The organism is Shewanella sp. 492, from assembly GCF_059338445.1.
Genome location: NZ_CM181702.1, coordinates 303,679 through 329,625 on the forward strand (window position 1 = coordinate 303,679; position 25,947 = coordinate 329,625).

Genomic DNA, 25,947 nt, shown 5'->3' on the forward strand with positions numbered 1-25,947 from the left:
TTTTGACGCTTAAATCATGCTAAGGTTCGTTATTAATTGTTATCTTAGTCTGAGTAGGCTAGGGAATAGGCTTATTAACGCAAAAAGCCAAACAACTTTTATGGAGTGTTTGGCTTTATTATACTGTTAATATTTTGACTTAAGGGATAGTATCTACTACCAATGGGCTATAGCCAAGTAAGTTATTGATGTCTGTTAAATCACCCAGGGTAACATTAGTGTCTTGAAGGACAATGGTCAGATCGTTAAATCCACTACCATCTCCATTGGCATCGACAGTAATAATGGTGTCTCCATTTACTGCATCAAATGTGATATTGAGGTAATCATTTAAATCACCTAATTGCTCATCTACTAAAATATCTGATAAATCAAGCAAGTCATTGTTTATGTCGAAGTTAATGATGGTGTCTATGCTTCCGTCTGCTGCTCCTACCTCCCAAATGGCAATATCAGCGTCAGTGTCATCTCCTAAATCAATCGTATCAGACCCATTTGTGCCGATTAGAATTTCTCCCCCTGTACTAGGGTCAGTAGATTCATTCACGATTAAGCCTTTAAGGCTACTATTATCTGCTGACATTGTTGCTAATTGCATAGTTTCGGATGGCTCAACTACAATAGTGAAATGCCCATCATCTGGATCACCAGCAAAGATAACGCTATCGTTATCACCATCTGTTGCTGTATAAGAGAATTCTACTCCGATAGGCAACTCTGTAACTATTGTATTTGATGAGACAGCAAAAACTTGGAAAGCTTCTCCGGGGTTATTAGGGTCATCATCATGGGTATTATCATAGAAAATTTCAATGGCTAATATTGTGTCTCCGATGGGAGCAATGATTTCTATATCTTGAGTGCCAACGAAAGACTGATCTGTAAATTCAACGACCCCAGCGTTTTGATAAGTCACTTTATAATAAAAGTAACTTGTTCCATCACGAGTATCATTATTACCTACTCCGAGACTAATCAATGCTGAGCTAGTACCACCATTTACATAATCGAATCTAACGGCCTCACCATTGCCAATTGAAACATTGTCATCAACGCCAATGCCAGCGTTGTTAGAGTTGATCTTGGATTGACTGCCTGTGCCTGTTATTTCTGCGATGACAGTAAGCCCCGGTGTTGGATCCCCAGCTGATATTGAGCCATCAGAATGAACGAAGTAGGTGCCTTTGCTGTTTGCAGGAGCGCCACTGACATCATAACTGATTGTCGATTCTAATTGAATTTCCTGTAACAGATTAAACTGATAGTCGTAATGACCATCAAGATCTTGAACTGCTGTAAGGGTAAATACATCTATAGTTGTGAGTTCATCGATTTTGGCCGTCGCGGTTAATGTATTACCGCTCATGCTATAGCTTAAATATTCACCATTGTATTTAAGCCCAGCAGTTTCCACTGTAAAAACAACTTCACCAATTCCATCCGCACCAGGAGCGAAGAGATCGCCTGATATAGACTGACCAATAGCGTTGAGTATTGAAAGTTCGGCAGACTCGTCAACTTCATCTATGGGAGAGTCATCTTCAATAGTTACCAGCAGCTCGCTTGGAATACTGTTACCCAGCATATCATTTATCGTAACCCCTAAATTGAACTGTAATATATCCTCATCGTTGTTTGAGGGGTGATCAATGTTTGCATTTAGAGTGATTTGATAGCCGACGGTGTAGTCAGGAGAAGTGCCTTCAACCTCTCCGATTATAATGGTCATTACAAGAAGCCCATTTTGTGTGCTACCTGTCCAAGTGTTACCATCTCGCTCCCACACATCTACGGGCTCACCACCCGAGGTCAATCCTACGGGATCAGAAATCAATACATCAAAGGAGGAGCTATCAACATCGGTAAAGCTAATAATGCCAGATGTACTGACCTCATTGGTGGTATCAGCATCACCAGTATTATCATCCTCTATTCCATAGAGTAGTCCTTCTTCTGAAACCCTTGCCGGATCAATATTTGTGATCTCAGGAACATCGTTAACGGGATCAACGGTAATGGTGACGGTGGCCGGTGTAGCATCGGCCAAATCATCATTATCGACTGAGTGATAGGTAAAGGTGGTTTCACCGTTCCAGTTCGCATCGGGCATAAAGGTGAGGTTAGCCGCATCGGCGACGAGCACGGTCATACCAAGGGTGACCGCCACGCCGTTGAGCATCAAGGTGCCGTTGGCAGGCAGACTGTCAATCACAAAGCTCACCACCTGGCCATCAAGGTCACTACCACTTAAGGCCGGCACCGTAATTAAGGTGTCCTCGTTACCTGAGGTGGCTAAATTGTCGGTCTCAGGCGCATCGTTGACGGAATCAATGGTGATAGTGACGGTGGCAGGCGTGGCATCGGCCAAATCATCATTATCGACCGAGTGATAGGTAAAGGTGGTTTCACCGTTCCAGTTCTCATCGGGCATAAAGGTGAGGTTAGCCGCATCGGCAACGAGCACGGTCATACCAAGGGTGACCGCCACGCCGTTGAGCATCAAGGTGCCGTTGGCAGGCAGGCTGTCAATCACAAAGCTCACCACCTGACCATCGAGGTCACTACCACTTAAGGCCGGCACCGCAATCAAGGTGTCTTCATCGCCAGTGGTGGCTAAATCGTCGGTCTCAGGCGCATCGTTGACGGAATCAATGGTGATAGTGACGGTGGCAGGCGTGGCATCGGCCAAATCATCATTATCGACTGAGTGATAGGTAAAGGTGGTTTCACCGTTCCAGTTCTCATCGGGCATAAAGGTGAGGTTAGCCGCATCGGCAATGAGCACCGTCATGCCAATACTCACCGCCATGCCATTGAGCATCAAGGTGCCGTTGGCAGGCAGGCTGTCAATCACAAAGCTCACCACCTGACCATCGAGGTCACTACCACTTAAGGCCGGCACCGCAATCAAGGTGTCTTCATCGCCAGTGGTGGCTAAATCGTCGGTCTCAGGCGCATCGTTGACGGAATCAATGGTGATAGTGACGGTGGCAGGCGTGGCATCGGCCAAATCATCATTATCGACCGAGTGATAGGTAAAGGTGGTTTCACCGTTCCAGTTCTCATCGGGCATAAAGGTGAGGTTAGCCGCATCGGCAATGAGCACCGTCATGCCAATACTCACCGCCATGCCATTGAGCATCAAGGTGCCGTTGGCAGGCAGGCTGTCAATCACAAAGCTGACCACCTGACCATCGAGGTCACTACCGCTTAAGGCGGGCACCGCAATTAAGGTGTCTTCATCGCCAGTGGTGGCTAAATTGTCGGTCTCAGGCGCATCGTTGACGGAATCAATGGTGATAGTGACGGTGGCAGGCGTGGCATCGGCCAAATCATCATTATCGACCGAGTGATAGGTAAAGGTGGTTTCACCGTTCCAGTTCTCATCGGGCATAAAGGTGAGGTTAGCCGCATCGGCAACGAGCACGGTCATACCAAGGGTGACCGCCACGCCATTGAGCATCAAGGTGCCGTTGGCAGGCAGGCTGTCAATCACAAAGCTGACCACCTGACCATCGAGGTCACTACCGCTTAAGGCGGGCACCGCAATTAAGGTGTCTTCATCGCCAGTGGTGGCTAAATTGTCGGTCTCAGGCGCATCGTTGACGGAATCAATGGTGATAGTGACGGTGGCAGGCGTGGCATCGGCCAAATCATCATTATCGACCGAGTGATAGGTAAAGGTGGTTTCACCGTTCCAGTTCTCATCGGGCATAAAGGTGAGGTTAGCCGCATCGGCAACGAGCACGGTCATACCAAGGGTGACCGCCACGCCATTGAGCATCAAGGTGCCGTTGGCAGGCAGGCTGTCAATCACAAAGCTCACCACCTGACCATCGAGGTCACTACCACTTAAGGCCGGCACCGCAATCAAGGTGTCTTCATCGCCAGTGGTGGCTAAATCGTCGGTCTCAGGCGCATCGTTGACGGAATCAATGGTGATAGTGACGGTGGCAGGCGTGGCATCGGCCAAATCATCATTATCGACCGAGTGATAGGTAAAGGTGGTTTCACCGTTCCAGTTCTCATCGGGCATAAAGGTGAGGTTAGCCGCATCGGCAATGAGCACGGTCATACCAAGGGTGACCGCCATGCCATTGAGCATCAAGGTGCCGTTGGCAGGCAGGCTGTCAATCACAAAGCTGACCACCTGACCATCGAGGTCACTACCGCTTAAGGCGGGCACCGCAATTAAGGTGTCTTCATCGCCAGTGGTGGCTAAATTGTCGGTCTCAGGCGCATCGTTGACGGAATCAATGGTGATAGTGACGGTGGCAGGCGTGGCATCGGCCAAATCATCATTATCGACCGAGTGATAGGTAAAGGTGGTTTCACCGTTCCAGTTCTCATCGGGCATAAAGGTGAGGTTAGCCGCATCGGCAACGAGCACGGTCATACCAAGGGTGACCGCCACGCCATTGAGCATCAAGGTGCCGTTGGCAGGCAGGCTGTCAATCACAAAGCTCACCACCTGACCATCGAGGTCACTACCACTTAAGGCCGGCACCGCAATCAAGGTGTCTTCATCGCCAGTGGTGGCTAAATCGTCGGTCTCAGGCGCATCGTTGACGGAATCAATGGTGATAGTGACGGTGGCAGGCGTGGCATCGGCCAAATCATCATTATCGACTGAGTGATAGGTAAAGGTGGTTTCACCGTTCCAGTTCTCATCGGGCATAAAGGTGAGGTTAGCCGCATCGGCAATGAGCACCGTCATGCCAATACTCACCGCCATGCCATTGAGCATCAAGGTGCCGTTGGCAGGCAGGCTGTCAATCACAAAGCTCACCACCTGACCATCGAGGTCACTACCACTTAAGGCCGGCACCGCAATCAAGGTGTCTTCATCGCCAGTGGTGGCTAAATCGTCGGTCTCAGGCGCATCGTTGACGGAATCAATGGTGATAGTGACGGTGGCAGGCGTGGCATCGGCCAAATCATCATTATCGACTGAGTGATAGTTAAAGGTGGTTTCACCGTTCCAGTTCTCATCGGGCATAAAGGTGAGGTTGGCCGCATCGGCGACGAGCACGGTCATACCAAGGGTGACCGCCACGCCGTTGAGCATCAAGGTGCCGTTGGCAGGCAGGCTGTCAATCACAAAGCTCACCACCTGACCATCGAGGTCACTACCACTTAAGGCCGGCACCGCAATCAAGGTGTCTTCATCGCCAGTGGTGGCTAAATCGTCGGTCTCAGGCGCATCGTTGACGGAATCAATGGTGATAGTGACGGTGGCAGGCGTGGCATCGGCCAAATCATCATTATCGACCGAGTGATAGGTAAAGGTGGTTTCACCGTTCCAGTTCTCATCGGGCATAAAGGTGAGGTTAGCCGCATCGGCAATGAGCACCGTCATGCCAATACTCACCGCCATGCCATTGAGCATCAAGGTGCCGTTGGCAGGCAGGCTGTCAATCACAAAGCTCACCACCTGACCATCGAGGTCACTACCACTTAAGGCCGGCACCGCAATCAAGGTGTCTTCATCGCCAGTGGTGGCTAAATCGTCGGTCTCAGGCGCATCGTTGACGGAATCAATGGTGATAGTGACGGTGGCAGGCGTGGCATCGGCCAAATCATCATTATCGACCGAGTGATAGGTAAAGGTGGTTTCACCGTTCCAGTTCTCATCGGGCATAAAGGTGAGGTTAGCCGCATCGGCGACGAGCACGGTCATACCAAGGGTGACCGCCACGCCGTTGAGCATCAAGGTGCCGTTGGCAGGCAGGCTGTCAATCACAAAGCTCACCACCTGACCATCGAGGTCACTACCACTTAAGGCCGGCACCGCAATCAAGGTGTCTTCATCGCCAGTGGTGGCTAAATCGTCGGTCTCAGGCGCATCGTTGACGGAATCAATGGTGATAGTGACGGTGGCAGGCGTGGCATCGGCCAAATCATCATTATCGACTGAGTGATAGGTAAAGGTGGTTTCACCGTTCCAGTTCTCATCGGGCATAAAGGTGAGGTTAGCCGCATCGGCAATGAGCACCGTCATGCCAATACTCACCGCCATGCCATTGAGCATCAAGGTGCCGTTGGCAGGCAGACTGTCAATCACAAAGCTGACCACCTGACCATCGAGGTCACTACCACTTAAGGCCGGCACCGCAATCAAGGTGTCTTCATCGCCAGTGGTGGCTAAATCGTCGGTCTCAGGCGCATCGTTGACGGAATCAATGGTGATAGTGACGGTGGCAGGCGTGGCATCGGCCAAATCATCATTATCGACCGAGTGATAGGTAAAGGTGGTTTCACCGTTCCAGTTCTCATCGGGCATAAAGGTGAGGTTGGCCGCATCGGCGACGAGCACGGTCATACCAAGGGTGACCGCCACGCCGTTGAGCATCAAGGTGCCGTTGGCAGGCAGACTGTCAATCACAAAGCTCACCACCTGGCCATCAAGGTCACTACCACTTAAGGCCGGCACCGTAATTAAGGTGTCTTCATCGCCAAGGGTTTGTAACGCATTGGTTTCTGGGGCATCGTTAGTACCTGTAATCGTGATAGTCAGTGGTGAGTTGACGATATCACCGTCACCATCGGTCAGTTGATAAGTAAAGATATCGGTGAGTTGCTCACCTTCTGCTAATGACTGAATAGCCGCTAATGAATTATCTAATTGATAGGTATAGCTACCGTCGGCAAATACGATGAGTACACCAAATGTTCCTTGGATAGACGTTGCTCCAGCTATCGCTATCGTCTCGCCTTGGCTGTTGGTGACCGCGGTGACTTCGGCTGAGTCGGCGCCCAAGGTATCATTCGAAAGTAGATTACCTAGGACTTGCCCCCCTTGATCTTCTGCGACGCTATTGATGTCGGCAGAACTAGTTGGCTGGTCGTCAATAATGTTTATGGTAATAATACCGTTGGCAACGTTGCCAGCCCCGTCGATTAATTCAATATTAAACAGTAATTGGGCTTGATCACTGACATTATGATCGACACTGGAGTCAAGGTTGTAGTCATAGTCAAATTGGCCAGTTGCATCATTAAAGCTAGTGATCGTCAGTACACCATTGGCGGTATTAATGACTAATGGACCGACAAATTGGCCATTATCAATAATAGTAATGCCGTTGATTTTAAGGATATCGATTCCTGCTTCAGCATTCGCTCTTATGTTAGATGCCAGTCTATTGAGTAACGCTGACGGATCGCTCCCTTCTGGCATGTTAGCTTCAAAAATGGAGAAAGTTGCTGAAGAAACCGTGGGCGTATCAAGTACGATATCTGGGATCGCTAAGGCTTCGGCTGTAGTCGCCGTTGCTTGAGTGAATCCAGCGGTATCCCAACCCGCATTGGCGAGCGTTTCATCGCCATTACGTGTGAGGGATACAAAGTCAGACCCCCCCTCATTTCCCGGTGTACCAGCACCTGCTGCGGTTTCTGGTAATCCTTCAGTAGGATCCTCACCTGCCAGTATTTGTGCTTGAAGCGCTGCGATTTCAGGGTCGAGGGCGACCGGCGTATCAGCAATTTGGTTGGTATTATCTACCTCTACCGCCTCATTGCTGTTGGCTTGCTGCTCCACTGTGGGCAGGGCTATTTGTGTTTGATCTACTGAAGTACCATCTTCATAGGTTAAGTTAAATGTCGCGTTTTCAGGAAAAATCAGCTGCTCACCCGCTTTAATGGTATCGCCAATATTAATTTCTCTGATATTTCCCTGCTCATCCTTAACGGTAAGTTGACCGACAAGATTAGTGACTACAGCGTCTTGTGTCGTAATTGATGCACCCATAATAATTTCTCGCTTTACTAGGCATAAAACATTGAGCTAATACAGCGGTATTGCTCTAGTTATGCGTGTTTTTGGGGCTTGCTTCTACTTACATTAAGTGTGGTGAGCTTTGAATTGATGTCAACTGTTCGGCGGGGGGGAGAAATGAGTGCCAAAATAAGCTTTTGCAGTAAAAATAAGTAATCATCTGTTTTAACGGGGTTTACTTTTTACCTTGCCATAAGGTTGTTCATTCTTTAAACAAAAAACCACCATGAAGGTGGTTTTTTAGTTAAAAATAATATAAACAATCAGCAGTCACTAAAGGCGTTGCGGTAACTTTGTAATGCTGCGTGTAGTTCGCCAATATGCTCTTGAGCCGTCGCGAGAGCCAGCCAGCGATTTTTGGTGGGAGCTTGAAAGCATACTTTTCGCCACCACTTGAGTGATTCAGTAAACTCTTTGCTTTGATCGTAAAGGGTGGCTATACAGGCTTGATAATCTGGGTTTTCAGCATATTTATTTTGCAGATCAAATAGCTGCTTTCTTGCCTCAAGATCGACTGGAGTGACGATGGCTGTCATCGCGGCAAAAATATCCTGATCAGCACTATGCTTCAATTGCTTAAATAATAACTTTAAAGCCTCCTCTTTTCGCTCATAGCTCGCCAATCCAATGGCATATTGGGCGATAAATAGAGGTTGCTTACGATCAGCGCGGCTCAACCAGTGCCAAGCTTTCTCAAGCTCTTGCTCATTTTGCTCTGCCGCACTTTGTAGTAATGCCTTATTGGTTTCGGTGTTGAGTGCTTGAAACTCTTCTGCACTGAGCAAGCCGCGTTTACTAATGATAGGAAGCAGTAACTTGAGTGCGGGCCAATCTTGTTGAGCTTGATATAGCTCTAATGCCAAGCGGAGCAGCGGGGCTTTACTTTTACTGGTCGGATTGAGCTTATCTAAAACGGTTCTGGCTTGTTCGAGTTCGCCTTGTTGCATAAGGTAGCGTACTCGGGTCGTTTGCACGGCTTTACTGGCCTGAAGATCTTTTTCGGCCTCGAGTAAATAGTGATCGCGAGCCTCAATATTGTGTTGATGATGCGCCGCTCTTGCTGCTGCTAATAGATTCAGTGCCGGGAGTTCACCCTTGTTAGCCCCTTTAGCCATGGCCTGTTCTGCAGCGCTCCAATCCTCTTCTGCAAGGGCTAATGCGCCCTGAAGAGTATGTTTTCTAGCGGCTTTTCTACGCCATTTTTCCGGTAAAAAACGACTGCTTAATATTAAATTGAGGGTCCAAACCACCAACCATTCAATCAGCACCAAGGCGGCATAAAATAAGATGGCTGCAAATAGGGCGAACATCAGGCTGGTTTCTAGCTCATAGTCGCCAATGGCCAAATAAAGGTAGCCATTAATACCCGATAGATAAGGGCTGATGACTAAGCCAATTAAGATGATAACAAGGTAGACAAGCGCCTTAATCATAATGGATTCTCCTGCTCGCTTATCAAGCTCCCTCGTGTCACAAGTTGTTGTAGCAGTGGGGTTGATGCGAACTGGTTGATGGTTGGCGCTTGAACCTCCAAGGTGACCAAGGCATCTAAAGCGGCTAAGGTTTGCTCGGTTTTGCTATCGGCTAAATCAAAATACTGAAAAATCCACTTTCTTGCCAAGCGGATAGATTGACGATAGTTGACCTGATCTTGGCGCAATAACGCGAGTTGGGCTTGCAGTAATTTATTGCGAATATTTTCGACTAAATACCACTGCTGATCGGGCGCTAATAAGGGGGCCTGATCTGTGGTGCGCTTACGTATCACCACAAACTCCTCTATTAGCGCTTGCCATGATTTTGCTAAATTGTCTTGCCAATCATCCAGTGACTCTGTCATTGCCGATGAATCATCTTTGCTGCTTAATATTGATTGGGTACGATTTAATTTTAGTTTTGGCAACTTGTCTATCATGCTGTCTAAGGTCAGCACTGTGCCTGCAATATCAGTGGTTTTAATGGCGGCCACATTGCTCATATCTTGCGCTAATGCTTTACGCAGCGGCGTCAGCGAGGGATCTTTCATGGTTTCAATGCGGTCATCAGCGACTTCGAGTAGGCTCAATGCGGTTTGAGGATCTTTTTCGAGCCAGAGTTTACTCCCTGCCATTCTAACTAAATACTTGGCTTCTTCAGCCATCCAATGATTGGGGTTTTGTTGAGCGAGTTTATTCACTTGCTCCTGCAGTAGCTGTTGTGAGTCAGTGATGCGGTTAAGCTTATTGGTCACCTCACGCTCTATCATACGTTGCTGCTGCTCTAAATGAGTGAGACGAGCGACAGGATCATCGAGGCGTTGCTGAAGCTGGGCCGATAAATCGAGCGCCTTTTGCTTTTGAATGGTTAACTCTTGGTATAGGTAGAAGCCGCCCGCTATCGTGGCGAACAGTAGCAATAAGATAAATACCAGGTTAAATAAAAATCCCCAAGATACTCCAGTCGATGCTTTAGGTTCACTCGTGGGTTCTGTCGATGATGACGTTGGCGAAGTCTCAGCAAATGTCGCCTCTATGCTGTCATCGGGCTCAGGTGTGGCGACGGTGTTGCTTTGTTGCGTTTTATTGTCCATTCAACAGATCCTTGAAGACGAAAGCCAGTATTGCAGGCGGCTAAAAGGTTTAAGCTGTTAAACCTAAAGCTGTTAGGACTGCATCGCTGTTGGCTGCTTTAGCATTAGTAACGTGTGTAAACCCGGCATTTATGGCTTGGTCATAAACCCGCGAGCTCGGCACTATAATATGACATGCGTGTAACCAAGCAAACAGTTCTTTGGGTACAAGTTGCATTAGATGGCTGAGAATTTGTCCACTGGTAACAACAATAGTGTCGATATTTTGCTGTTGCCAATCGTAAGCAATCCTGTGACTGAGCGGTGGGCATTCCCGTTGATAAACCTGCCAATAACTGACAATAGCACCTCTTTGGGCTAATTGCTCTGCCAAGGCTTCGCGACCACCGACACCACGAACTATGGTGATCTTCTGGCCATCTAAGGTTTGCAGTGAGGAGAGTGTCAATAGGCCCTCTGTCTGTTGGCAATCGGCTGGCGCCTCAATAGCATTAAGCCCTAGGGCTTGCAGTGCCAGGAAGGTGGCTTTACCAACGGCATAATAGTCGATGTTATCAGGGAAGTGATTGTTGAGCGCCTGAGCGGCATATTCCACTGCATTAGTGCTGATGAAGATAACGATATCGGCTCGATGAAAAGCGGTAATATCTGCTTCATTGTAGATATCATCGGTCGCGATGACTTCGAGTAAGGGGGTAACGACAAAAGGCACCTGTCGTTGACTCAGTGCCTCTATCATTGACTGATTGCGCCCTTCAGGGCGCGTCAGCAGTACTTTCATGTTGATTACTTAGCGTAAACAGCATCTAAGATGGTTTTAGCACCTTTAGCAAGTAGGTCTTCGGCTAGTGCAATACCCAAGGCTTCAGCATCGTTTCTTGAACCGACCGTTGTGCCTTCGATAATTTGGCTACCATCAGGGTTACCGACTAAACCGCGAAGGGTGAGGGTATCGCCCGATATTTCGGCAAAAGCGCCAATCGGCACCTGGCAACCGCCTTCTAAACGGGTGTTCATGGCACGTTCGGCTATTACGCGATGGCGAGTTTCTGTGTGCTCAAGTGGCGCCAATAAGGCTTTAACACGCTCATCATTAGAACGGCATTCGATGCCTACGGCACCTTGACCATTGGCCGGTAGTGAATCTTCAGCCGAGATAAAGCTAGCAATGCGATCTTCTAGCTTGAGGCGAATGAGCCCGGCAGCGGCAAGGATAATGGCATCGTAAGTACCGGCATCTAACTTGGCAAGACGAGTACCGACGTTACCACGCAGATCGCGAATTTCGAGATCTGGGCGAGCCGCACGGATCTGGCACTGACGACGTAAGCTTGAGGTACCTACCACTGCGCCGTGTGGAAGTTCATCAATGGTTTTATAGGTATTTGACACAAAAGCATCACGTGGATCTTCGCGTTCACAGATCACTTCCAGTCCTAATCCTTCAGGAAAATCAACCGGAACGTCTTTCATTGAATGCACGGCAATGTCGGCTAAGCCTTCGAGCATGGCTACTTCAAGTTCTTTTACAAATAGCCCTTTACCGCCCACTTTTGCTAAAGGTGTGTCTAGCATGACATCCCCCTTGGTGCTCATTGGCAGCAGTTCTACAACTAGCGCTGGATGCGCTTTTTCTAATTCGGCTTTTACAAATTCAGCTTGCCACATTGCAAGTGGGCTTTTACGTGTCGCGATACGAATGACGTTTTCAGACATGCTCGATATTCCATCAGAGGCCATAGTTGCGCTAATGCTAACATTGGTTTCAAACTTATGTAAGAATCGACTGTCGATTCTTTGAAGTGTACCCATTTGAATCGGGGTAACCCTCTCAATAAAGTGTGACCCGCTTCACATATACTTGCTGTTTTTGTATTAACTGTTAGCATGCGTAAGTGGAATTAATTTGTAACAGGGTCACTAAACATTGAGTAACCAAGTGCATGATATCGAAACGGCTGAACGCTTAAACCAAGTTCGTTTTGCACGAGCTTTGGCGATACTCACCCCCTTGCAGCGCCACCTTTTCCATTTGATTCCTATGCTTTTTCATGGTCACAGCAGCGAACTCCCCGGTTATAACGGCCCCTTGACTCCCTTTGGTATTGAGCATTACACCCTAGACGACAAGGTGTTAGAAGCATGTAACGTTTTTGAGATCCCTATCCCAGAAAGCAGGCTCGATGAGTCAAGCGCGATCTATGGCGTATATTCCATGGGGAGCACGGCCACCTTTGGTCAAAACCCGAAAAGTGATATCGACATTTGGGTGGTGTATGACCCCAATTTGTCTCGTGATGAACGTCTATCGTTACAGCAAAAATCAACCCAATTGACCGCTTGGTTTGCCCAGTATGATTTTGAGGTCAATATCTACTTGGTGCACCCGAAGCAGTTTTTACTTTCAGTCAGTCAAGATGATGGCATCGCATCGACTATTGGCATTGAAAACAGCGGTAGCTCACAGCATTGGTTGTTACTCGAAGAGTTCTATCGTAGCCATATTTGTTTAGCGGGTAAGCCTGTTGCTTGGTGGCCGCAATCGGCGACCCCCAAGACACACCTATTTTTGGGGGATGTGAGCAACTTACCCGCGAGTGAATATTTTGGTGCTTCGCTTTGGCAGCTATATAAAGGACTAGATAAGCCCCATAAGGCGCTGCTTAAGGTAATGTTGCTCGAAGCTTATGCCAGTGATTACCCCGAGAGTCAGCTGGTCAGTGCCCAGGTGTGGCAGCGTACCTTGGCGGGGGATTTTTCCGCATTTAATGATGCTTACTTTCTATTGTACCAATCGATAGAGCGTTATTTAGAAAGTAAAAATGATCAACGCCGTCTTGAAATTGTTAGACGCTGTTTTTACCTCAAGTGTGGTATTAGATTGACTGTTGCCGATCACCCCAAAGACTGGCGTTATCACAAACTGCAGCACTTAGTTGAGTGTTGGGGCTGGTCTACTAACCTGCTAAGTACCTTAGATCAGTGCGCTCATTGGCACTGTGGACAACTGCAATGGTTTAACGAGCAGTTAAATGAATTGATGCTGGGAAGTTACCAAACCTTATTGCATTTTGCCTCGGTGAACAAGCTGAGTGAAAGCCTTAAGATCTCCGATCTCGGCTTGTTAACCCGTAAGCTACACACCTATTTTAGCGAAGATGACACTCAAATCACGCGGCTCAATTGGCTGTGGAGTGAGTCAATTGCCGAAACCGATTTAACCGTGGTGTATAGCCAGCAAACGCAAGACTACCACTTGTATCGTTGCACGCCTGAGTCGAGAAACTTTATGGCAAACCGCGCGGTATATCACTCGCCCAGCAAGGCGAAGCTATTGGCGTGGGCGGCATTAAATGGCGCTTCTACCGCCACAACCCATTGGTATGAGTTCAATGGTAGCTCGCATCAAACTAAGCGGTTAACCAAAGCGGCTCGGCGCTTACCGGCGATTTTAAAAGAGACAGAGTGGCGGGCTTCAAAACTCGATCTTTGCCAACCTTGGTACTTTCGTAAATTGATTTTTTTGATCAATTTCAATAGCGACCCCACCGTGAGTTGGCGTGGCCAAGAGATCATGGTCGATTATATGAATGCCAATATCTTTTCGCTGGGGCGTCAGCATACCAATATGCTGCAATCGTTAGACGTGATCTGCCAAAATAGTTGGGGAGAGTGGCATTGTCATCATTTTGATGGCAATGAAGCTATTTTAGACGCGCTGTCTTACACCAATCCTGGGGTGCAAAGGGCGCCCAATGAGGTACAAGTGGACGTGGTGAGCTGCTCTAGTCGCCTAGCGTCACAATTTGAGAAAGCGATAAGATTATTGGTGCAACGTGCCAACCGGTTAAGTAAACAAGCACAAAGCTCATCGACCATGGCCTACCCGCTAGAGGTCGGGGGGATAAAATACGGCTTGTTTTTTAACTCCAAAGGGATGAACTATAAAGACCTAAGTCAGGCATCTGCATTTTATCAGCGCCTGTCTAAACAGCGGATGTTAGAGCTGCCTCGGCCAGATTTAGGCAATGAGCCTTTTAGCAAAGTCCCGCAGGTGATCCAAGAGTTTGCCGCGTTAGGCGCGATTCAGTATTTCTTACGTCAGCATGAAGAGGGAATTGATGTGTATGTGCTGGATGAAAAAAATGAGCTTAATCATTACACTCAGCTGGGCACTAATATTGACGAGTTAGCCAGTCAGGTGAGCCATCACCATGCCTTTAACAAATCGTACAACGATAACCAGCGTTTTAACTTGCCACAGTTTTTTAGGTTGGTGCGCATCGATGGCCAATTGCGCGCATTACCGTTTGGGGTCAGTATTGAGGAGGCGTCGGCGCAATTTTAGCGGTGCAGAGACGCCGCACCGCCATCGTGAGCTAACGCTTATAACTTAAGGGTTACATTACCTTGTCGACGAATAGACTCGACGACAAACGGCATAAATTCACCCGCATCACTGCGTTCATCAATCCACTTACCATCGACAAAAGAGAAATGGTATCCACCAAATTGAGTTGCTACCCAAATTTGATGCAGTGGCTCTTGTTTGTTGATCACAATTTTTGAGCGGTCCTGAAATTCCAGTTGTAATACGTTGCCTGATGCGTCGACATCGATATCAGCATCTTGCTCATCGATTGCATATTCTATGGCATCTTCTAGTGCGCTAAACATCTCGTCGGCGAGTTTGTGATACTCGGAGTCAGTCATTGCCATGGGGCATCCTTCAATGAAATGATTTTCAGAGTCAATATAGTAGCAACGCTATCCATTAGGCTCCATTGATTTTTATGCTAAGCGCGGTTAAGCAGTAAAAATATTCACAATGGCGGTCAAGAGGTGGATATCTGCTTGACGTTTTATAGCTATCTCTGCAAACATCACAAATAATGCATATAAACGCGTGTGGCTGGGCTGTTTTAGCCGATAAAGCGCCTGAGCCAAAGGCGGGTCGGCTGATTGAAAACATGTGGATTTTCAGCAGCTGAATCGCTTAATGCGTGAGTTGGTTATTTGGGGGTCCCCCCTGTGGCGCGCGCCATTAAATTAAATTGCTGGCGTAGGTCGATTAGCCATGTAGTATAGGGCGATACAAGCGTGCTAAATCGCAAACTGCGGCGCTGTTGTTGTGTCGTTTATCATCCCTCTAAATCCCGGAATGTCTGATGTTGAACAAGATGAAGTTGATGTCGTTACTGCTGCTAGGCAGTGTATTTATGGTGGCCTGCGGTCAAAAAGGCCCACTATACAAGGCCCCAGAGGTGCAAGATAACCAGGCTGAGCAAGCAACCCCCCAGTCTGAGGTGCCCACAACAACATCTGCAGTAAAGGAATAACCATGGATTATTTTCTGTATCAAGAGGGCACGCTCCATGCCGAGCAGTGTTCAGTGGCTGACTTAGCGCGCACCTATAGCACGCCGCTTTATATTTATTCACGCGCGACCCTTGAGCGCCATTGGCATGCCTTTGATAGTGCCGTGGCTAATCATCCCCACCTTATTTGTTATGCAGTGAAGGCTAATTCTAACTTGGCGGTGCTTAACGTGTTGGCGCGCCTTGGTAGCGGTTTTGATATCGTTTCAGGTGGCGAGCTGGCACGAGTTATGGAAGCCGGTGGTGACCCGAGTAAGGTGGTGTTTTCTGGGGTGGGTAAAACCGTTGCAGAAATGGAGATGGCGTTAGGGCTAGGTATCTATTGCTTTAATGTGGAGTCGGCCGCCGAACTTGAGCAGCTTAATGAAGTGGCGCTGCGTGTAGGCAAGATTGCCCCGGTCTCATTGCGGGTCAACCCCGATGTCGATGCGGGCACACACCCTTATATTTCCACTGGACTGAAAGAGAACAAGTTTGGTATTGCCATGGAAGAGGCCGAAGGTATTTTTATGCGGGCTCACCAATTACCTGGGCTAGAGGTCAAAGGGGCCGATTGTCATATCGGCTCGCAGCTGACCGAGATACAGCCCTTTCTTGATGCGATGGACAGAATGCTTGGGCTTATCGATCGCCTCGCCGAGCAAGGGGTGAAGATTGCACACCTTGATGTGGGCGGTGGCCTTGGGGTGACTTATGATGATGAGCAGCCGCCTGCGCCCAGCGATTATGCCGCGGCGTTACTCGATAGGCTCGACGATCGCGATCTTAAATTGATCTTCGAGCCGGGTAGGGCTATTGCCGCTAACGCCGGTATCTTTGTTACTCAAGTGCTTTATTTAAAAGAAAATAGTGACAAAAATTTTGCACTTGTCGATGGTGCAATGAATGACTTAATCCGCCCATCGCTGTACAGTGCGTGGCAAAAAATTATCCCCGTAGTGCCGCGTGCAGGGATTGAGCGTAATTACGATGTGGTTGGCCCTGTGTGTGAAACTGGGGATTTCTTAGGTAAAGACAGAATGCTCAATCTGCAGGCCAAGGATCTACTGGCGGTACGCTCATCGGGCGCCTATGGCTTTACTATGTCATCTAACTACAACTCTCGCCCCCGAGCGGCAGAGGTGATGGTCGACGGTGATAAGCATTATGTGGTCAGAGCGCGAGAAACCGTGTCGCAATTGTGGCAAGGTGAGCAGTTACTGCCGTAAACTATGGTTAATTCAGCTAGGTAAGCTATTTAAAGGAATATACTTTTGATCCAATTCTCCAAGATGCATGGTTTAGGCAATGATTTTATGGTGGTCGATGGTGTCACCCAAAATGTCTATTTCTCGCCAGAGCAGATAAAGCGATTAGCGGATCGAAATTTCGGTGTCGGTTTTGATCAACTTTTATTGGTTGAACCGCCTTACGATCCTGACTTGGACTTTCATTATCGTATCTTTAATGCCGATGGCAGCGAAGTGGAACAATGCGGTAATGGTGCGCGTTGTTTTGCCCGTTTTGTACGCAATAAAGGCCTCACCAATAAGCATAAAATTAAGGTCAGCACCGCATCGGGTAAAATTACTTTACGGTTAGAGCACGACGGTAATGTCACTGTGAATATGGGCGTGCCCATTCTAGAGCCAAGCCAGATCCCTTTTAGCGCCAAAAAAGCAGAAAAGACCTACTTACTGCAAACCCAGCGTGGCGATGAGATGCGCACCTTTTTATGTGGCGCCGTGTCTATGGGTAACCCCCATTGTGTGCTCGATGTTGATGATATCAGCAGCGCCGATGTGGAAGGCATAGGCGCGCTACTCACCAATCACGAACGCTTTCCCAAAGGGGTGAATGTGGGCTTTATGCAGGTGGTGGAGCGCGGCCATATCAAGCTGCGGGTATATGAGCGTGGCGCCGCCGAAACTTTAGCCTGTGGCAGTGGTGCTTGCGCGGCCGTGGTGGTAGGTCAGTTGCAAGGTAAGCTAGATAAGCGAGTGCGTGTTGAGCTACCCGGTGGCACGCTCACTATTAGTTGGGACGGTGAGGGGACTCCCTTATGGATGACTGGCCCAGCAGAGCATGTGTATGACGGACAAATATAATAATGAATGATGCTATGAATACAAAAACACCGCTGCCTTTTGATGAGATTTTGATCCGCGAGTATCTTCTTGATAATCCAGATTTCTTTAGTCGTTACCCTGAATTGTTGTTGGCAATGCGTATTCCCCATGCGCAACGTGGCGCCGTCTCGTTAGTCGAACGCAGACAAGAGATGTTACGCAGCCGAGTGGCTCAGTTAGAAGAGGAGATCACCTCACTGCTGACCATGGCCTCGCGTAATGAGCAGATCTACATGTTTAATACAGCTTTATCGCTTAAATTATTGCAGGCCGCCGACTTAGGTGAACTAAGGCAGGTGCTCTCCAATGAGCTGCAGCAACAATTTCAATTTACTCATGTGCGTTTAATTACCGTGCACGATATCGACAGTGAGCTGTCGCATATTTGGAGTAACCGGTTGAAGCAAGGTTACTATTTTGGCCGTTTGACCCAAACAGAGTCTAAACGGTTATTTGGTAGCGAGGTCGGTTCGGTAGCCTTATCGCGTTTATCTAAGCAATGTGGTCAGGTGATCTTTGCTATCGCCAGTGCCGACCCGGTACATTTTCATCCTGAGATGGATAACTTGTTGTTAGACCAACTAAAACAGTTGCTCGATCACCTGCTACCTAAGTTGTAATGTTATGCACGTAGCAGACTGGACGGCGCGGTTTGAACGTTATCTCACCTCAGAGCGGCAAGTTTCTCCCCATACCGTGCGCAACTACCGCTTTGAGTTACGGCGGGTGCAAACCTTATTACCCCAAGGGCTGAGTTGGCACCAGCTGGATGGCGATCATCTGCAAGGGGTGCTCAATAAGCTGCATCGCCAAGGGTTAGGGCCACGCTCTATCGCTCTATGTGTATCGGCATTAAAACAGTTTTATCAGTATTTATTGCGAGAGTCGCTCGTTAGCCTCGATCCAGCCGCCCAGTTAAGTGCGCCTAAGCAAGGCAAGCCGCTGCCTAAAAACATGGACGTAGATTCGGTGACCCACCTGTTATCTATCGAGGGGGACGATCCTTTGTCGCTGCGCGATAAAGCGATGATGGAGCTGTTTTACTCCTCTGGGCTGCGACTCGCCGAACTGGCCGCGCTCAATACCTTGGATATTCAATACAGTGATTATCAGGTCAAGGTCATGGGTAAGGGCAGTAAAGAACGTATTGTGCCTGTCGGCCGTATCGCGATGGCGGCGATTGAGCAATGGCTGATGGTACGCGCGAGCTTACCTTGTGTTGATGACGCCCTGTTTGTTACAGCTAAAGGTAATCGTTTGGCCCATCGCAGTATTCAGGCGCGGCTGAATAAATGGGGGCAAGCCCAGGGCTTGAGCATGCATGTGCATCCGCATAAACTGCGTCACTCTTTTGCGACTCATATGTTGGAGTCGAGCGCCGATTTAAGGGCGGTACAAGAGCTCCTTGGTCACGCCAATTTATCGACTACCCAAGTGTATACCAGTCTTGATTTCCAACACCTTGCTAAGGTGTACGACGGGGCTCACCCTAGAGCCAAAAAACGAGGTGATAATGATTAGTGTTGCAATTCGGCCAACGGCTATCAATGCAATCAGCTTCGACTTAGACGATACCCTTTATGATAATCGTCCTGTTATGCGCAACGCCGAGCGTCAATTATGGGCCTTTTTAGCTCAGCAATACCCTAAGACACTGCAGTGGCAAGCCCAAGATTGGCAACACCTTAAGCAGCAACTAGTCATCGAGTCACCTTTATTAGCCCATGACACCACGGCGGCCAGACTCGTCACCTTAGAGCAAGGTCTACTCATGCTCGGTTACGATAGAAAAGTGGCGGCAATAGGGGCAAGAGAGGGCTTAGATTATTTTCGTTATCATCGCGCCGACTTTAGTGTAGCGCCCGAGGTGTTATCGATTTTACAGCAATTAGCCGCGCGTTATTGCCTAGTGGGGATCACTAATGGCAATGTCGATGCCGAGCAAATTGGACTCGGCGAGGTCTTGGAGTTTGTGGTGCATCCGGGTAATGGCACTCGTATGAAGCCTTATGCTGATATGTTTTATCAAGCGGCCACACGTTTAGCTTTACCCACTAAGTTGTTACTGCATGTGGGTGATAGCTATACAGCCGATGTGCAAGGCGCACGCCTTGCGGGTTGTCAGGCGGCGTGGTTAAACCCGGCAGTTGGCCGCGAGTCTCAAGTGGCAGGCTCTGGGCTGTTGCCGCACTTACACCTAACCGCCCTGAGCGATCTACTGCAGCTGGTTTAGCACTGGTATTAACTAGTTGCTTGTAAGTGAAAAATTAGTATTTCACCTACTCCATTACATTGTCGATTGATATGGTATTCAGGGAAAAAGCACGCCTTATTATCAATGGGGCGTGCTTAGTGTGTTCTGAGTTATTGGTCTCGATTCATGATCCAATGGCTTAACAGACGTACACCGTGACCAGTGCCACCCTTAGGCGTGATCCCTTCATCTTTGGCTGCGAGTGCACTGCCAGCGATATCCAAATGGGCCCATGTAGTGTCACCACTGAACTGTTTCAAAAATACTGCCGCCGTGGACGCACCGGGGCCGCCATAGCCGGCATTTTTTAAATCGGCAATGGGACTCTTTAATAGATCCTCATAGGCTAGAGGTAGTCGCCACAACTTTTCATCGACGGTATGCCCAGAGAAGGTTAACTCATCGACTAAGGTGTCATCGTCACTAAAGATGGCGGTATAGCGTTTGCCCAGCGCACGCACTTTTGAGCCAGTTAAGGTGGCGATGTCCACCATGACTTGTGGCTGATAGTGGTGGCGGGCATACCACATACCATCGGCGAGAACTAATCTGCCCTCAGCATCGGTATTGAGTACTTCAACGCTTAAACCTTCGGCGGTTATCACGACATCACCCGGCGCAAAAGCGGTATCTGACACCATGTTGGCTGCCATTGCCATCACGCCGACCACATTGACATCAGCTTGCTGCAGGGCCATTGCTTTAATGGTACCCAATACGGTCGCTGCACCAGCCATATCCGATTTCATACGTGAGATAGAGTCGCCGGTGGCTTTTATGTTATAGCCACCAGAGTCGAAGGTGATCCCTTTGCCGACAAGGGCGATGGGGGTATCATCATTACCCGGCCAGTGAGCCACCACTAAACGTGCTCCCTCCTTCGAGCCACGACCCACCGCGTGCAAGGCGCCCATACCGAGCTGTTCAATCTGCTTGGGCTCTAAGATGGTGATCTTTACCCCGAGTTTTTTGAGTTCTTGGGCCGCGTTGGTAAAATCGACAGGTGTCATGGCACTGGGAACTTCTGAGGTGAGATCGCGAGCTAAAAAGACGCCTTTTTCAATGGCGGCAAGCTGTTGGTAGCGCTTGTCAGTGGCTGCGGGATTATCGACACTAATCTGGTAGTGCTTCTCGGCTGGCTTTTTCTCGGTTAGGTATTTATCAAATTGATAGGCGCGTAAGTTAATCCCGTGGGCCAGTTCTGCGGCGAAACTAACATTGCTGCTAGCATCGCTAAGCCCCGAGGTGAGAATAGATATCGCTTGGTTTTGGCTATCACCAAAGTAGGCCGTAATGCTAGCACCTAGCTTGTTAACATCACCAGGCGTCATGCCATTGTTGTCACCGATCCCCATGACGATGAGCCGTTGGATATCGAGTCCTTGTGGCATTAACACTTCCACGGTTTGTCCCATCTCTCCGCTGAAGTTTTTTAGCTGTAGTGCAGCTGAGATCCGTTGTTGAGATAATGCATCTAGGCGAGTTAAATCACTGGATGCGTGCTCACCCGTTTGAAATACCACCAAGGTATCTTGAGTTTCTGGCTGTGGCATAAAGTCGAACGTCTCTGCTTGTGCAGTTGTTCCCCATAAGCCAAGGGTCAGTGCGGTGGTGATCAGATTTTTTTTAGTTAACATAATATCCTCTAGCGCCAATCGAGCCCGATAGGTTGTTGTATTTTTTACTTGAGTTGGCGTGTGCTTAACTTGACAATTTTCTTATTATGGCCAGTAGCATGTAATGAAAAGATGTCACTGTAATTTAACAGAGGGGATAACTTTCATCATGAGTTGCCACATGGCGGGTAAGTTTACAAAATAAACATGAGTCGAAACTTAAGTTACCCCTAACCTGACTTGTTAATATGCTGTTTTTAATTTGAAATCTTAGATAACCAAGTGTCTGTGGTTGCTAGGCTATGTTACAGACCGCGTGAGCGCAATGTATGCGGCGTTATCTTGCCATGTGCAACTATAGAGTCATTAGCGGGCAACTAAGCCCACTGGCAAAATAATTTGAATGGGGTCGAACTATTGCTACACTCCGGCGGTCATATCCATCACTATATTGAAACCAACCCGTTTTACCTGCACTATCAAACACAACAAAACGTTTATGTGCGTTATTAACCCCAAGAGAGATTGCTATTTTTAAGTTAGCGACTAAGCAAACAGGTAGTTTATGGGGCACAATGGTCTTTACCATTTTGACCCTGCTCTGTTTGACCCAAAATAGTGGAATGCTTAACTTGCTGCTCAAAGAGATGAGCGCGCAAACCGATTCGGCTACAGCGGTGACAAGCGTTAATTCTGTTGCAAGCAGCACGCTTACGCTTGGTAATATCGATGGCCCGTCATCGGCTACAGCGTCTGGCACGGCTCAGGTAAAGCCATGTGAGTTGTCGGAAAAGTCGATGCGTCTCGGTAGCGATAGCAACGATCTGACCCCGTTATTGATCTTACTGTGTTTACTGCCTCTTTTTCCCCTGACTTCTCGCGTGTTTACGCGTTTACCTCTACTTCAGGTTTACCAGGCTAAACCTCGGCGAATACATCTCACTTTTTGTCGTTTTCAAGAATGAAAACAACTTATTTATCATATTGATAGGTGAGTATGTGTCGATGTGTCAGTTGTCACTCCCTTTCGCATTATTACGCGAGATTGAGTCATTGCAGCATCCCCTAATTAGCACTCCTCCTATCTGACTTTTTGATACCGATCTTCTATCGCATCGCTGAATGCTAAGTCATATCGACGTGTAGCTCGTAGCGTAAGCCCGAGTATAGAAGTGACCTAATGCTAAGTATTACTGCTGTATCACCTAAATGAGCTGAATCGAGAATATCAGAGTGATTAGCCGTTATGCTGACCAAAGAGATTAAATATATGTTATTGAATAATAATTATTTTATTCACAATCAGGGGACGAAATGAGTCATTTAAAATCCCTATTAACGACCTGCTGGATATTCGTTTTATTGTTAGCGAGTCCATCGTTGCTCGCGGCGTCAACCGGATGGTTAGTTAATGATAATCATCCGCCCGCCAAGGTACGTTTGATGCTGACTGGTAAGGTGGATGTTAGCACTCGTACCTTACCAGCCGTGTTAGAAGTACAGCTGGATGGCGATTGGAAAACCTACTGGCGTAGCCCTGGAGAGGGAGGGATCGCGCCCTCTATCAAGTGGGATAATTCGAGCAATTTACAACAGGTGGATTGGGCATGGCCAGCGCCCGAGCAGTTTTCGTTATTAGGGCTGCAAACCTTCGGCTATAGCGGCAATACCACGTTTCCGCTAACCCTGACCTTGGCAGAACTTGCAGAGCCCACGGCCCTGCGCGGTAAAGTGACGCTGTCGACTTGTACCACCATCTGCGTGCTGACGGATTATCACATTAGCCTAGATTTTAACGCTAATAACTTACCAGCAGACACGGATGCCATGCTTGCTTACAACAAGGCGGTGTCACTGGTACCGCAAAAGGTGGTCACGCCAGCAGCCATGACATTGGGGTGGGATGAAAGGCAAGGCATACTCGAAGTGCGACTGAGCGATGTTCACTGGCAACAGCCGATGGTGATTATCGATGGCGAGCCAGATACCACATTTAAGCTGGTAAGCCTTAAGCGCGCAGAGAGTGATGCAGGCGGTGAGCAACTGGTTGCGCTGTTCAGTGGCACGAGCTGGCTTGGTGAGCCAGCCCTGTTGGGGCAATCGCTTAACGTCACGGTTGTCGATAGTGAGCGTGCGCTGGAATATGCTGCCAAGGTCACCCCCACAGTTGTAATGCAGGAGGGAAGCTCACTGTTTAACATGATCCTGCTAGCGCTTATCGGGGGATTGATCTTAAACGTCATGCCCTGCGTGTTGCCTGTATTGGGGATGAAGTTGAGCTCTGTGATTGCGGCACCTGAGCTGAAACGCAAACAAATTCGACAACAGTTTATCGCCTCAGCACTGGGCATTTTAGTCTCTTTCTGGTTATTGGCAGGTTTTATCTTAATGCTTAAGTTTACTGGCCAAGCCATTGGTTGGGGGGTGCAGTTCCAAAATCCTTGGTTTATCGGCTTCATGGCGCTGGTGACCACTGTCTTTGCCTTTAATATGTTAGGTGTATTTGAGATCGCCTTACCTGCGAGTGTACAAACCAAGTTGGCGACAACCGGTGGCAATGATAATCGAGGCCACTTTTTACAGGGCATGTTTGCCACTTTACTTGCAACTCCGTGCAGTGCGCCTTTCTTAGGAACCGTAGTGGCCTTTGCCTTAGGCGCCGATGTGCTGAGTTTGTTGGTCATCTTTACTGCATTGGCTGTGGGCATGGCATTGCCTTGGTTGATCGTGGCGGCGTTTCCGCAAGTGGCAACCTACCTCCCAAAACCCGGTCGCTGGATGAATACGGTAAAGATCCTGTTCTCAGGCATGCTACTGCTGACCAGTTTATGGCTGATTAGTCTATTAGCTAATTTTATCGATGCCTTGTATCTGTGGCCGCTAGCCGGTCTTATCACACTGACATTTATGCTGTTTATGGCTAAAAAATATGGCGCTATTGCCATTGTTAGCTGTTTCAGTGTCGGCATCATGTTGTCGGCGCTACTAGGCTTTATGACAGTAAATCAGTGGGCTAAGCCTTTGCCAGCAGATTTAGCATGGACACCGCTGGATCAACAGGTGATCGATCAACTGGTCGCCCAAGGTAGGACAGTCTTTGTCGATGTGACCGCAGATTGGTGCATCACCTGCAAGGCCAATAAGATTGGCGTGATCTTACAAGACCCGGTTTACAGCAAATTGCAACAGCCGCATATGCTACCGATGCAAGGCGATTGGACGGAGGCGTCAGCGCCAATTACTCGTTATCTTCAGCGTCATAACCGTTTTGGGGTGCCATTTAACATGGTATATGGCCCTGGTGCGCCACAAGGAATTGAATTACCAGAGATTCTAACGAGTGACTTAGTGATCGAGGCAATCGATAAGGCGTCCATGTTACCCAGATTATCCGCAGATGCTCAACCCAAGGTAGTTCAAGACAAATTAGAGCTCAGCTTAGCGAAAATACCAAGGAGTAACATATGACTAGCGAACAGTCATCCACCCCATTGTTTAAGCGATTATGGGGTGGAGTTAAGACAATTGCACTCTGGTTAGTGTTAGCCATGGTGTTAACTGGTGTCATGGATATGTGGCGTGGTAAAGATATTCCACGGGATAATTTACCAGAACTCAAGGGGATAACCCTAGCAGGGCAGGCGGTGGATATTGCGACGCTAAGCCAAGAGCAAGCGGTACTGGTTTACTTTTGGGGCACTTGGTGCCCCGTATGTAACTTTGTCAGTCCGGCGGTCAATCAAATGTCGGCTTATTTTCCTGTGGTAACGGTGGCCATGAACTCGGGTGAAGATGATAAGTTAGCAAAATATCTTCAACATCAAGAATATGGATTCGACACCATTAACGACAAGGATAATAGCATCGCCCGTACCTGGTCGTTGCAGGCCACCCCCACACTGATGGTATTTAAAGAGGGGGAGCTGAAATATTACACCACAGGCTTTACCAGTCTGCCCGGTATGTGGTGGCGCATGCTCTTAGCCTAACCATAGCTGTTTGCCGCTGGCAAAGCGCTCAAGGCATTGATACGTCTTTCGTTAAGGTTATATTGACTTGAGCGTGCTAGCGACAAACAGCATCACTTCATCGCGGTAAGCACGGCTGCTTCGTAAAATAAACAGATAGATAGCGCCATTATGTAGAGAGTCGAGGGCAACTCTTGTGACGTGATCTCAGCGGTGGGAGTTACCGATTAGAGCGTGTAAGGGGACAATTATGTGCAATAGATAGCAAAACGGGCTT

Annotated in this window: 17 protein-coding genes; 10 read left to right on the forward strand and 7 right to left on the reverse strand. The window is 48.3% G+C overall.

Annotated features, from left to right (window positions below; translation table 11 throughout):
- Nucleotides 1-139: 139 nt before the first annotated feature.
- From AC5YBX_RS01435 to hemC, 5 genes are all read right to left on the reverse strand, one after another.
- Complete coding sequence (locus tag AC5YBX_RS01435) at nucleotides 140-7,750, reverse strand: retention module-containing protein (RefSeq protein ID WP_494524247.1); 7,611 nt, start codon at nucleotides 7,748-7,750, stop codon at nucleotides 140-142.
- A 290-nt stretch (nucleotides 7,751-8,040) separates the two neighbouring features.
- Nucleotides 8,041-9,210 carry a heme biosynthesis HemY N-terminal domain-containing protein gene (locus AC5YBX_RS01440; RefSeq protein ID WP_494520278.1) on the reverse strand — a complete coding sequence of 390 codons (1,170 nt, stop codon included), beginning with the start codon at nucleotides 9,208-9,210 and terminating at the stop codon, nucleotides 8,041-8,043.
- Complete coding sequence (locus tag AC5YBX_RS01445; RefSeq protein WP_494524248.1) at nucleotides 9,207-10,346, reverse strand: uroporphyrinogen-III C-methyltransferase; 1,140 nt, start codon at nucleotides 10,344-10,346, stop codon at nucleotides 9,207-9,209. Before AC5YBX_RS01445 ends, AC5YBX_RS01440 begins: the two co-directional genes overlap by 4 nt.
- A 49-nt stretch (nucleotides 10,347-10,395) precedes the next feature.
- Nucleotides 10,396-11,127: a uroporphyrinogen-III synthase gene (locus tag AC5YBX_RS01450; protein ID WP_475515178.1), complete on the reverse strand. Its 732-nt coding sequence runs from the start codon at nucleotides 11,125-11,127 to the stop codon at nucleotides 10,396-10,398.
- 5 nt (nucleotides 11,128-11,132) lie between these two features.
- Nucleotides 11,133-12,062: a hydroxymethylbilane synthase gene (gene hemC, locus AC5YBX_RS01455; protein ID WP_475515177.1), complete on the reverse strand. Its 930-nt coding sequence runs from the start codon at nucleotides 12,060-12,062 to the stop codon at nucleotides 11,133-11,135.
- A gap of 211 nt (nucleotides 12,063-12,273) precedes the next feature.
- Between hemC and AC5YBX_RS01460 the strand changes: the two genes are divergently transcribed.
- Entirely contained in the window at nucleotides 12,274-14,694 is a 2,421-nt protein-coding gene (locus tag AC5YBX_RS01460) for a class I adenylate cyclase (RefSeq protein ID WP_494520274.1), read from the forward strand.
- 38 nt (nucleotides 14,695-14,732) lie between these two features.
- Here the strand turns inward: AC5YBX_RS01460 and cyaY are convergent, their stop codons facing one another.
- Nucleotides 14,733-15,065 (reverse strand): iron donor protein CyaY, encoded by a 333-nt coding sequence (gene cyaY / locus AC5YBX_RS01465; protein WP_475515175.1) that lies wholly within the window; start codon nucleotides 15,063-15,065, stop codon nucleotides 14,733-14,735.
- A gap of 449 nt (nucleotides 15,066-15,514) precedes the next feature.
- On the opposite strand from cyaY, the gene lptM reads away from it, so the two are divergent.
- From lptM to AC5YBX_RS01495, 6 genes are read left to right on the forward strand one after another with little or no spacing between them, the layout of a single operon-like run.
- Nucleotides 15,515-15,685 (forward strand): LPS translocon maturation chaperone LptM, encoded by a 171-nt coding sequence (gene lptM, locus AC5YBX_RS01470; RefSeq protein WP_494520273.1) that lies wholly within the window; start codon nucleotides 15,515-15,517, stop codon nucleotides 15,683-15,685.
- 2 nt (nucleotides 15,686-15,687) lie between these two features.
- Nucleotides 15,688-16,932 (forward strand): diaminopimelate decarboxylase, encoded by a 1,245-nt coding sequence (gene lysA / locus AC5YBX_RS01475; RefSeq protein ID WP_494520272.1) that lies wholly within the window; start codon nucleotides 15,688-15,690, stop codon nucleotides 16,930-16,932.
- A gap of 45 nt (nucleotides 16,933-16,977) precedes the next feature.
- Nucleotides 16,978-17,811 carry a diaminopimelate epimerase gene (dapF, locus tag AC5YBX_RS01480; protein WP_494524249.1) on the forward strand — a complete coding sequence of 278 codons (834 nt, stop codon included), beginning with the start codon at nucleotides 16,978-16,980 and terminating at the stop codon, nucleotides 17,809-17,811.
- A 2-nt stretch (nucleotides 17,812-17,813) separates the two neighbouring features.
- On the forward strand, nucleotides 17,814-18,452 hold the full coding sequence (locus AC5YBX_RS01485) for a DUF484 family protein (RefSeq protein WP_475515171.1): 639 nt from the start codon (nucleotides 17,814-17,816) through the stop codon (nucleotides 18,450-18,452).
- 4 nt (nucleotides 18,453-18,456) lie between these two features.
- Nucleotides 18,457-19,353, forward strand: a complete 897-nt coding sequence (xerC, locus tag AC5YBX_RS01490) for a tyrosine recombinase XerC (protein ID WP_475515170.1) — start codon at nucleotides 18,457-18,459, stop codon at nucleotides 19,351-19,353.
- Nucleotides 19,349-20,065 (forward strand): HAD-IA family hydrolase, encoded by a 717-nt coding sequence (locus AC5YBX_RS01495; RefSeq protein ID WP_475517059.1) that lies wholly within the window; start codon nucleotides 19,349-19,351, stop codon nucleotides 20,063-20,065. The genes xerC and AC5YBX_RS01495 overlap by 5 nt, the downstream gene beginning before the upstream one ends.
- A gap of 131 nt (nucleotides 20,066-20,196) precedes the next feature.
- Here the strand turns inward: AC5YBX_RS01495 and AC5YBX_RS01500 are convergent, their stop codons facing one another.
- Nucleotides 20,197-21,723, reverse strand: coding sequence for a leucyl aminopeptidase (locus AC5YBX_RS01500; RefSeq protein WP_494520269.1), 1,527 nt, complete (start codon nucleotides 21,721-21,723; stop codon nucleotides 20,197-20,199).
- 554 nt (nucleotides 21,724-22,277) lie between these two features.
- Between AC5YBX_RS01500 and AC5YBX_RS01505 the strand changes: the two genes are divergently transcribed.
- From AC5YBX_RS01505 to AC5YBX_RS01515, 3 genes are all read left to right on the forward strand, one after another.
- Nucleotides 22,278-22,667 carry a hypothetical protein gene (locus AC5YBX_RS01505; protein ID WP_475515165.1) on the forward strand — a complete coding sequence of 130 codons (390 nt, stop codon included), beginning with the start codon at nucleotides 22,278-22,280 and terminating at the stop codon, nucleotides 22,665-22,667.
- 349 nt (nucleotides 22,668-23,016) lie between these two features.
- A complete protein-coding gene (locus tag AC5YBX_RS01510; protein ID WP_494524250.1) occupies nucleotides 23,017-25,170 on the forward strand; it encodes a protein-disulfide reductase DsbD family protein in 2,154 nt (717 codons plus the stop codon).
- Nucleotides 25,167-25,691 carry a protein disulfide oxidoreductase gene (locus tag AC5YBX_RS01515; RefSeq protein ID WP_475515163.1) on the forward strand — a complete coding sequence of 175 codons (525 nt, stop codon included), beginning with the start codon at nucleotides 25,167-25,169 and terminating at the stop codon, nucleotides 25,689-25,691. Before AC5YBX_RS01510 ends, AC5YBX_RS01515 begins: the two co-directional genes overlap by 4 nt.
- The last annotated feature ends 256 nt before the right edge of the window (nucleotides 25,692-25,947 follow it).

Excerpts from the sequence above, each read along its gene's own strand:
- lptM (WP_494520273.1), top strand. The coding sequence starts at position 15,515 with ATGTTGAACAAGATGAAGTTGATGTCGTTACTGCTGCTAGGCAGTGTA.
- AC5YBX_RS01450 (WP_475515178.1), bottom strand. The coding sequence starts at position 11,127 with ATGAAAGTACTGCTGACGCGCCCTGAAGGGCGCAATCAGTCAATGATA.
- AC5YBX_RS01515 (WP_475515163.1), top strand. The coding sequence starts at position 25,167 with ATGACTAGCGAACAGTCATCCACCCCATTGTTTAAGCGATTATGGGGT.
- AC5YBX_RS01500 (WP_494520269.1), bottom strand. The coding sequence starts at position 21,723 with ATGTTAACTAAAAAAAATCTGATCACCACCGCACTGACCCTTGGCTTA.
- AC5YBX_RS01485 (WP_475515171.1), top strand. The coding sequence starts at position 17,814 with ATGAATGATGCTATGAATACAAAAACACCGCTGCCTTTTGATGAGATT.
- AC5YBX_RS01510 (WP_494524250.1), top strand. The coding sequence starts at position 23,017 with ATGAGTCATTTAAAATCCCTATTAACGACCTGCTGGATATTCGTTTTA.
- AC5YBX_RS01435 (WP_494524247.1), bottom strand. The coding sequence starts at position 7,750 with ATGGGTGCATCAATTACGACACAAGACGCTGTAGTCACTAATCTTGTC.
- AC5YBX_RS01445 (WP_494524248.1), bottom strand. The coding sequence starts at position 10,346 with ATGGACAATAAAACGCAACAAAGCAACACCGTCGCCACACCTGAGCCC.
- AC5YBX_RS01440 (WP_494520278.1), bottom strand. The coding sequence starts at position 9,210 with ATGATTAAGGCGCTTGTCTACCTTGTTATCATCTTAATTGGCTTAGTC.
- hemC (WP_475515177.1), bottom strand. The coding sequence starts at position 12,062 with ATGTCTGAAAACGTCATTCGTATCGCGACACGTAAAAGCCCACTTGCA.
- lysA (WP_494520272.1), top strand. The coding sequence starts at position 15,688 with ATGGATTATTTTCTGTATCAAGAGGGCACGCTCCATGCCGAGCAGTGT.
- xerC (WP_475515170.1), top strand. The coding sequence starts at position 18,457 with ATGCACGTAGCAGACTGGACGGCGCGGTTTGAACGTTATCTCACCTCA.
- AC5YBX_RS01505 (WP_475515165.1), top strand. The coding sequence starts at position 22,278 with ATGGTCTTTACCATTTTGACCCTGCTCTGTTTGACCCAAAATAGTGGA.
- cyaY (WP_475515175.1), bottom strand. The coding sequence starts at position 15,065 with ATGGCAATGACTGACTCCGAGTATCACAAACTCGCCGACGAGATGTTT.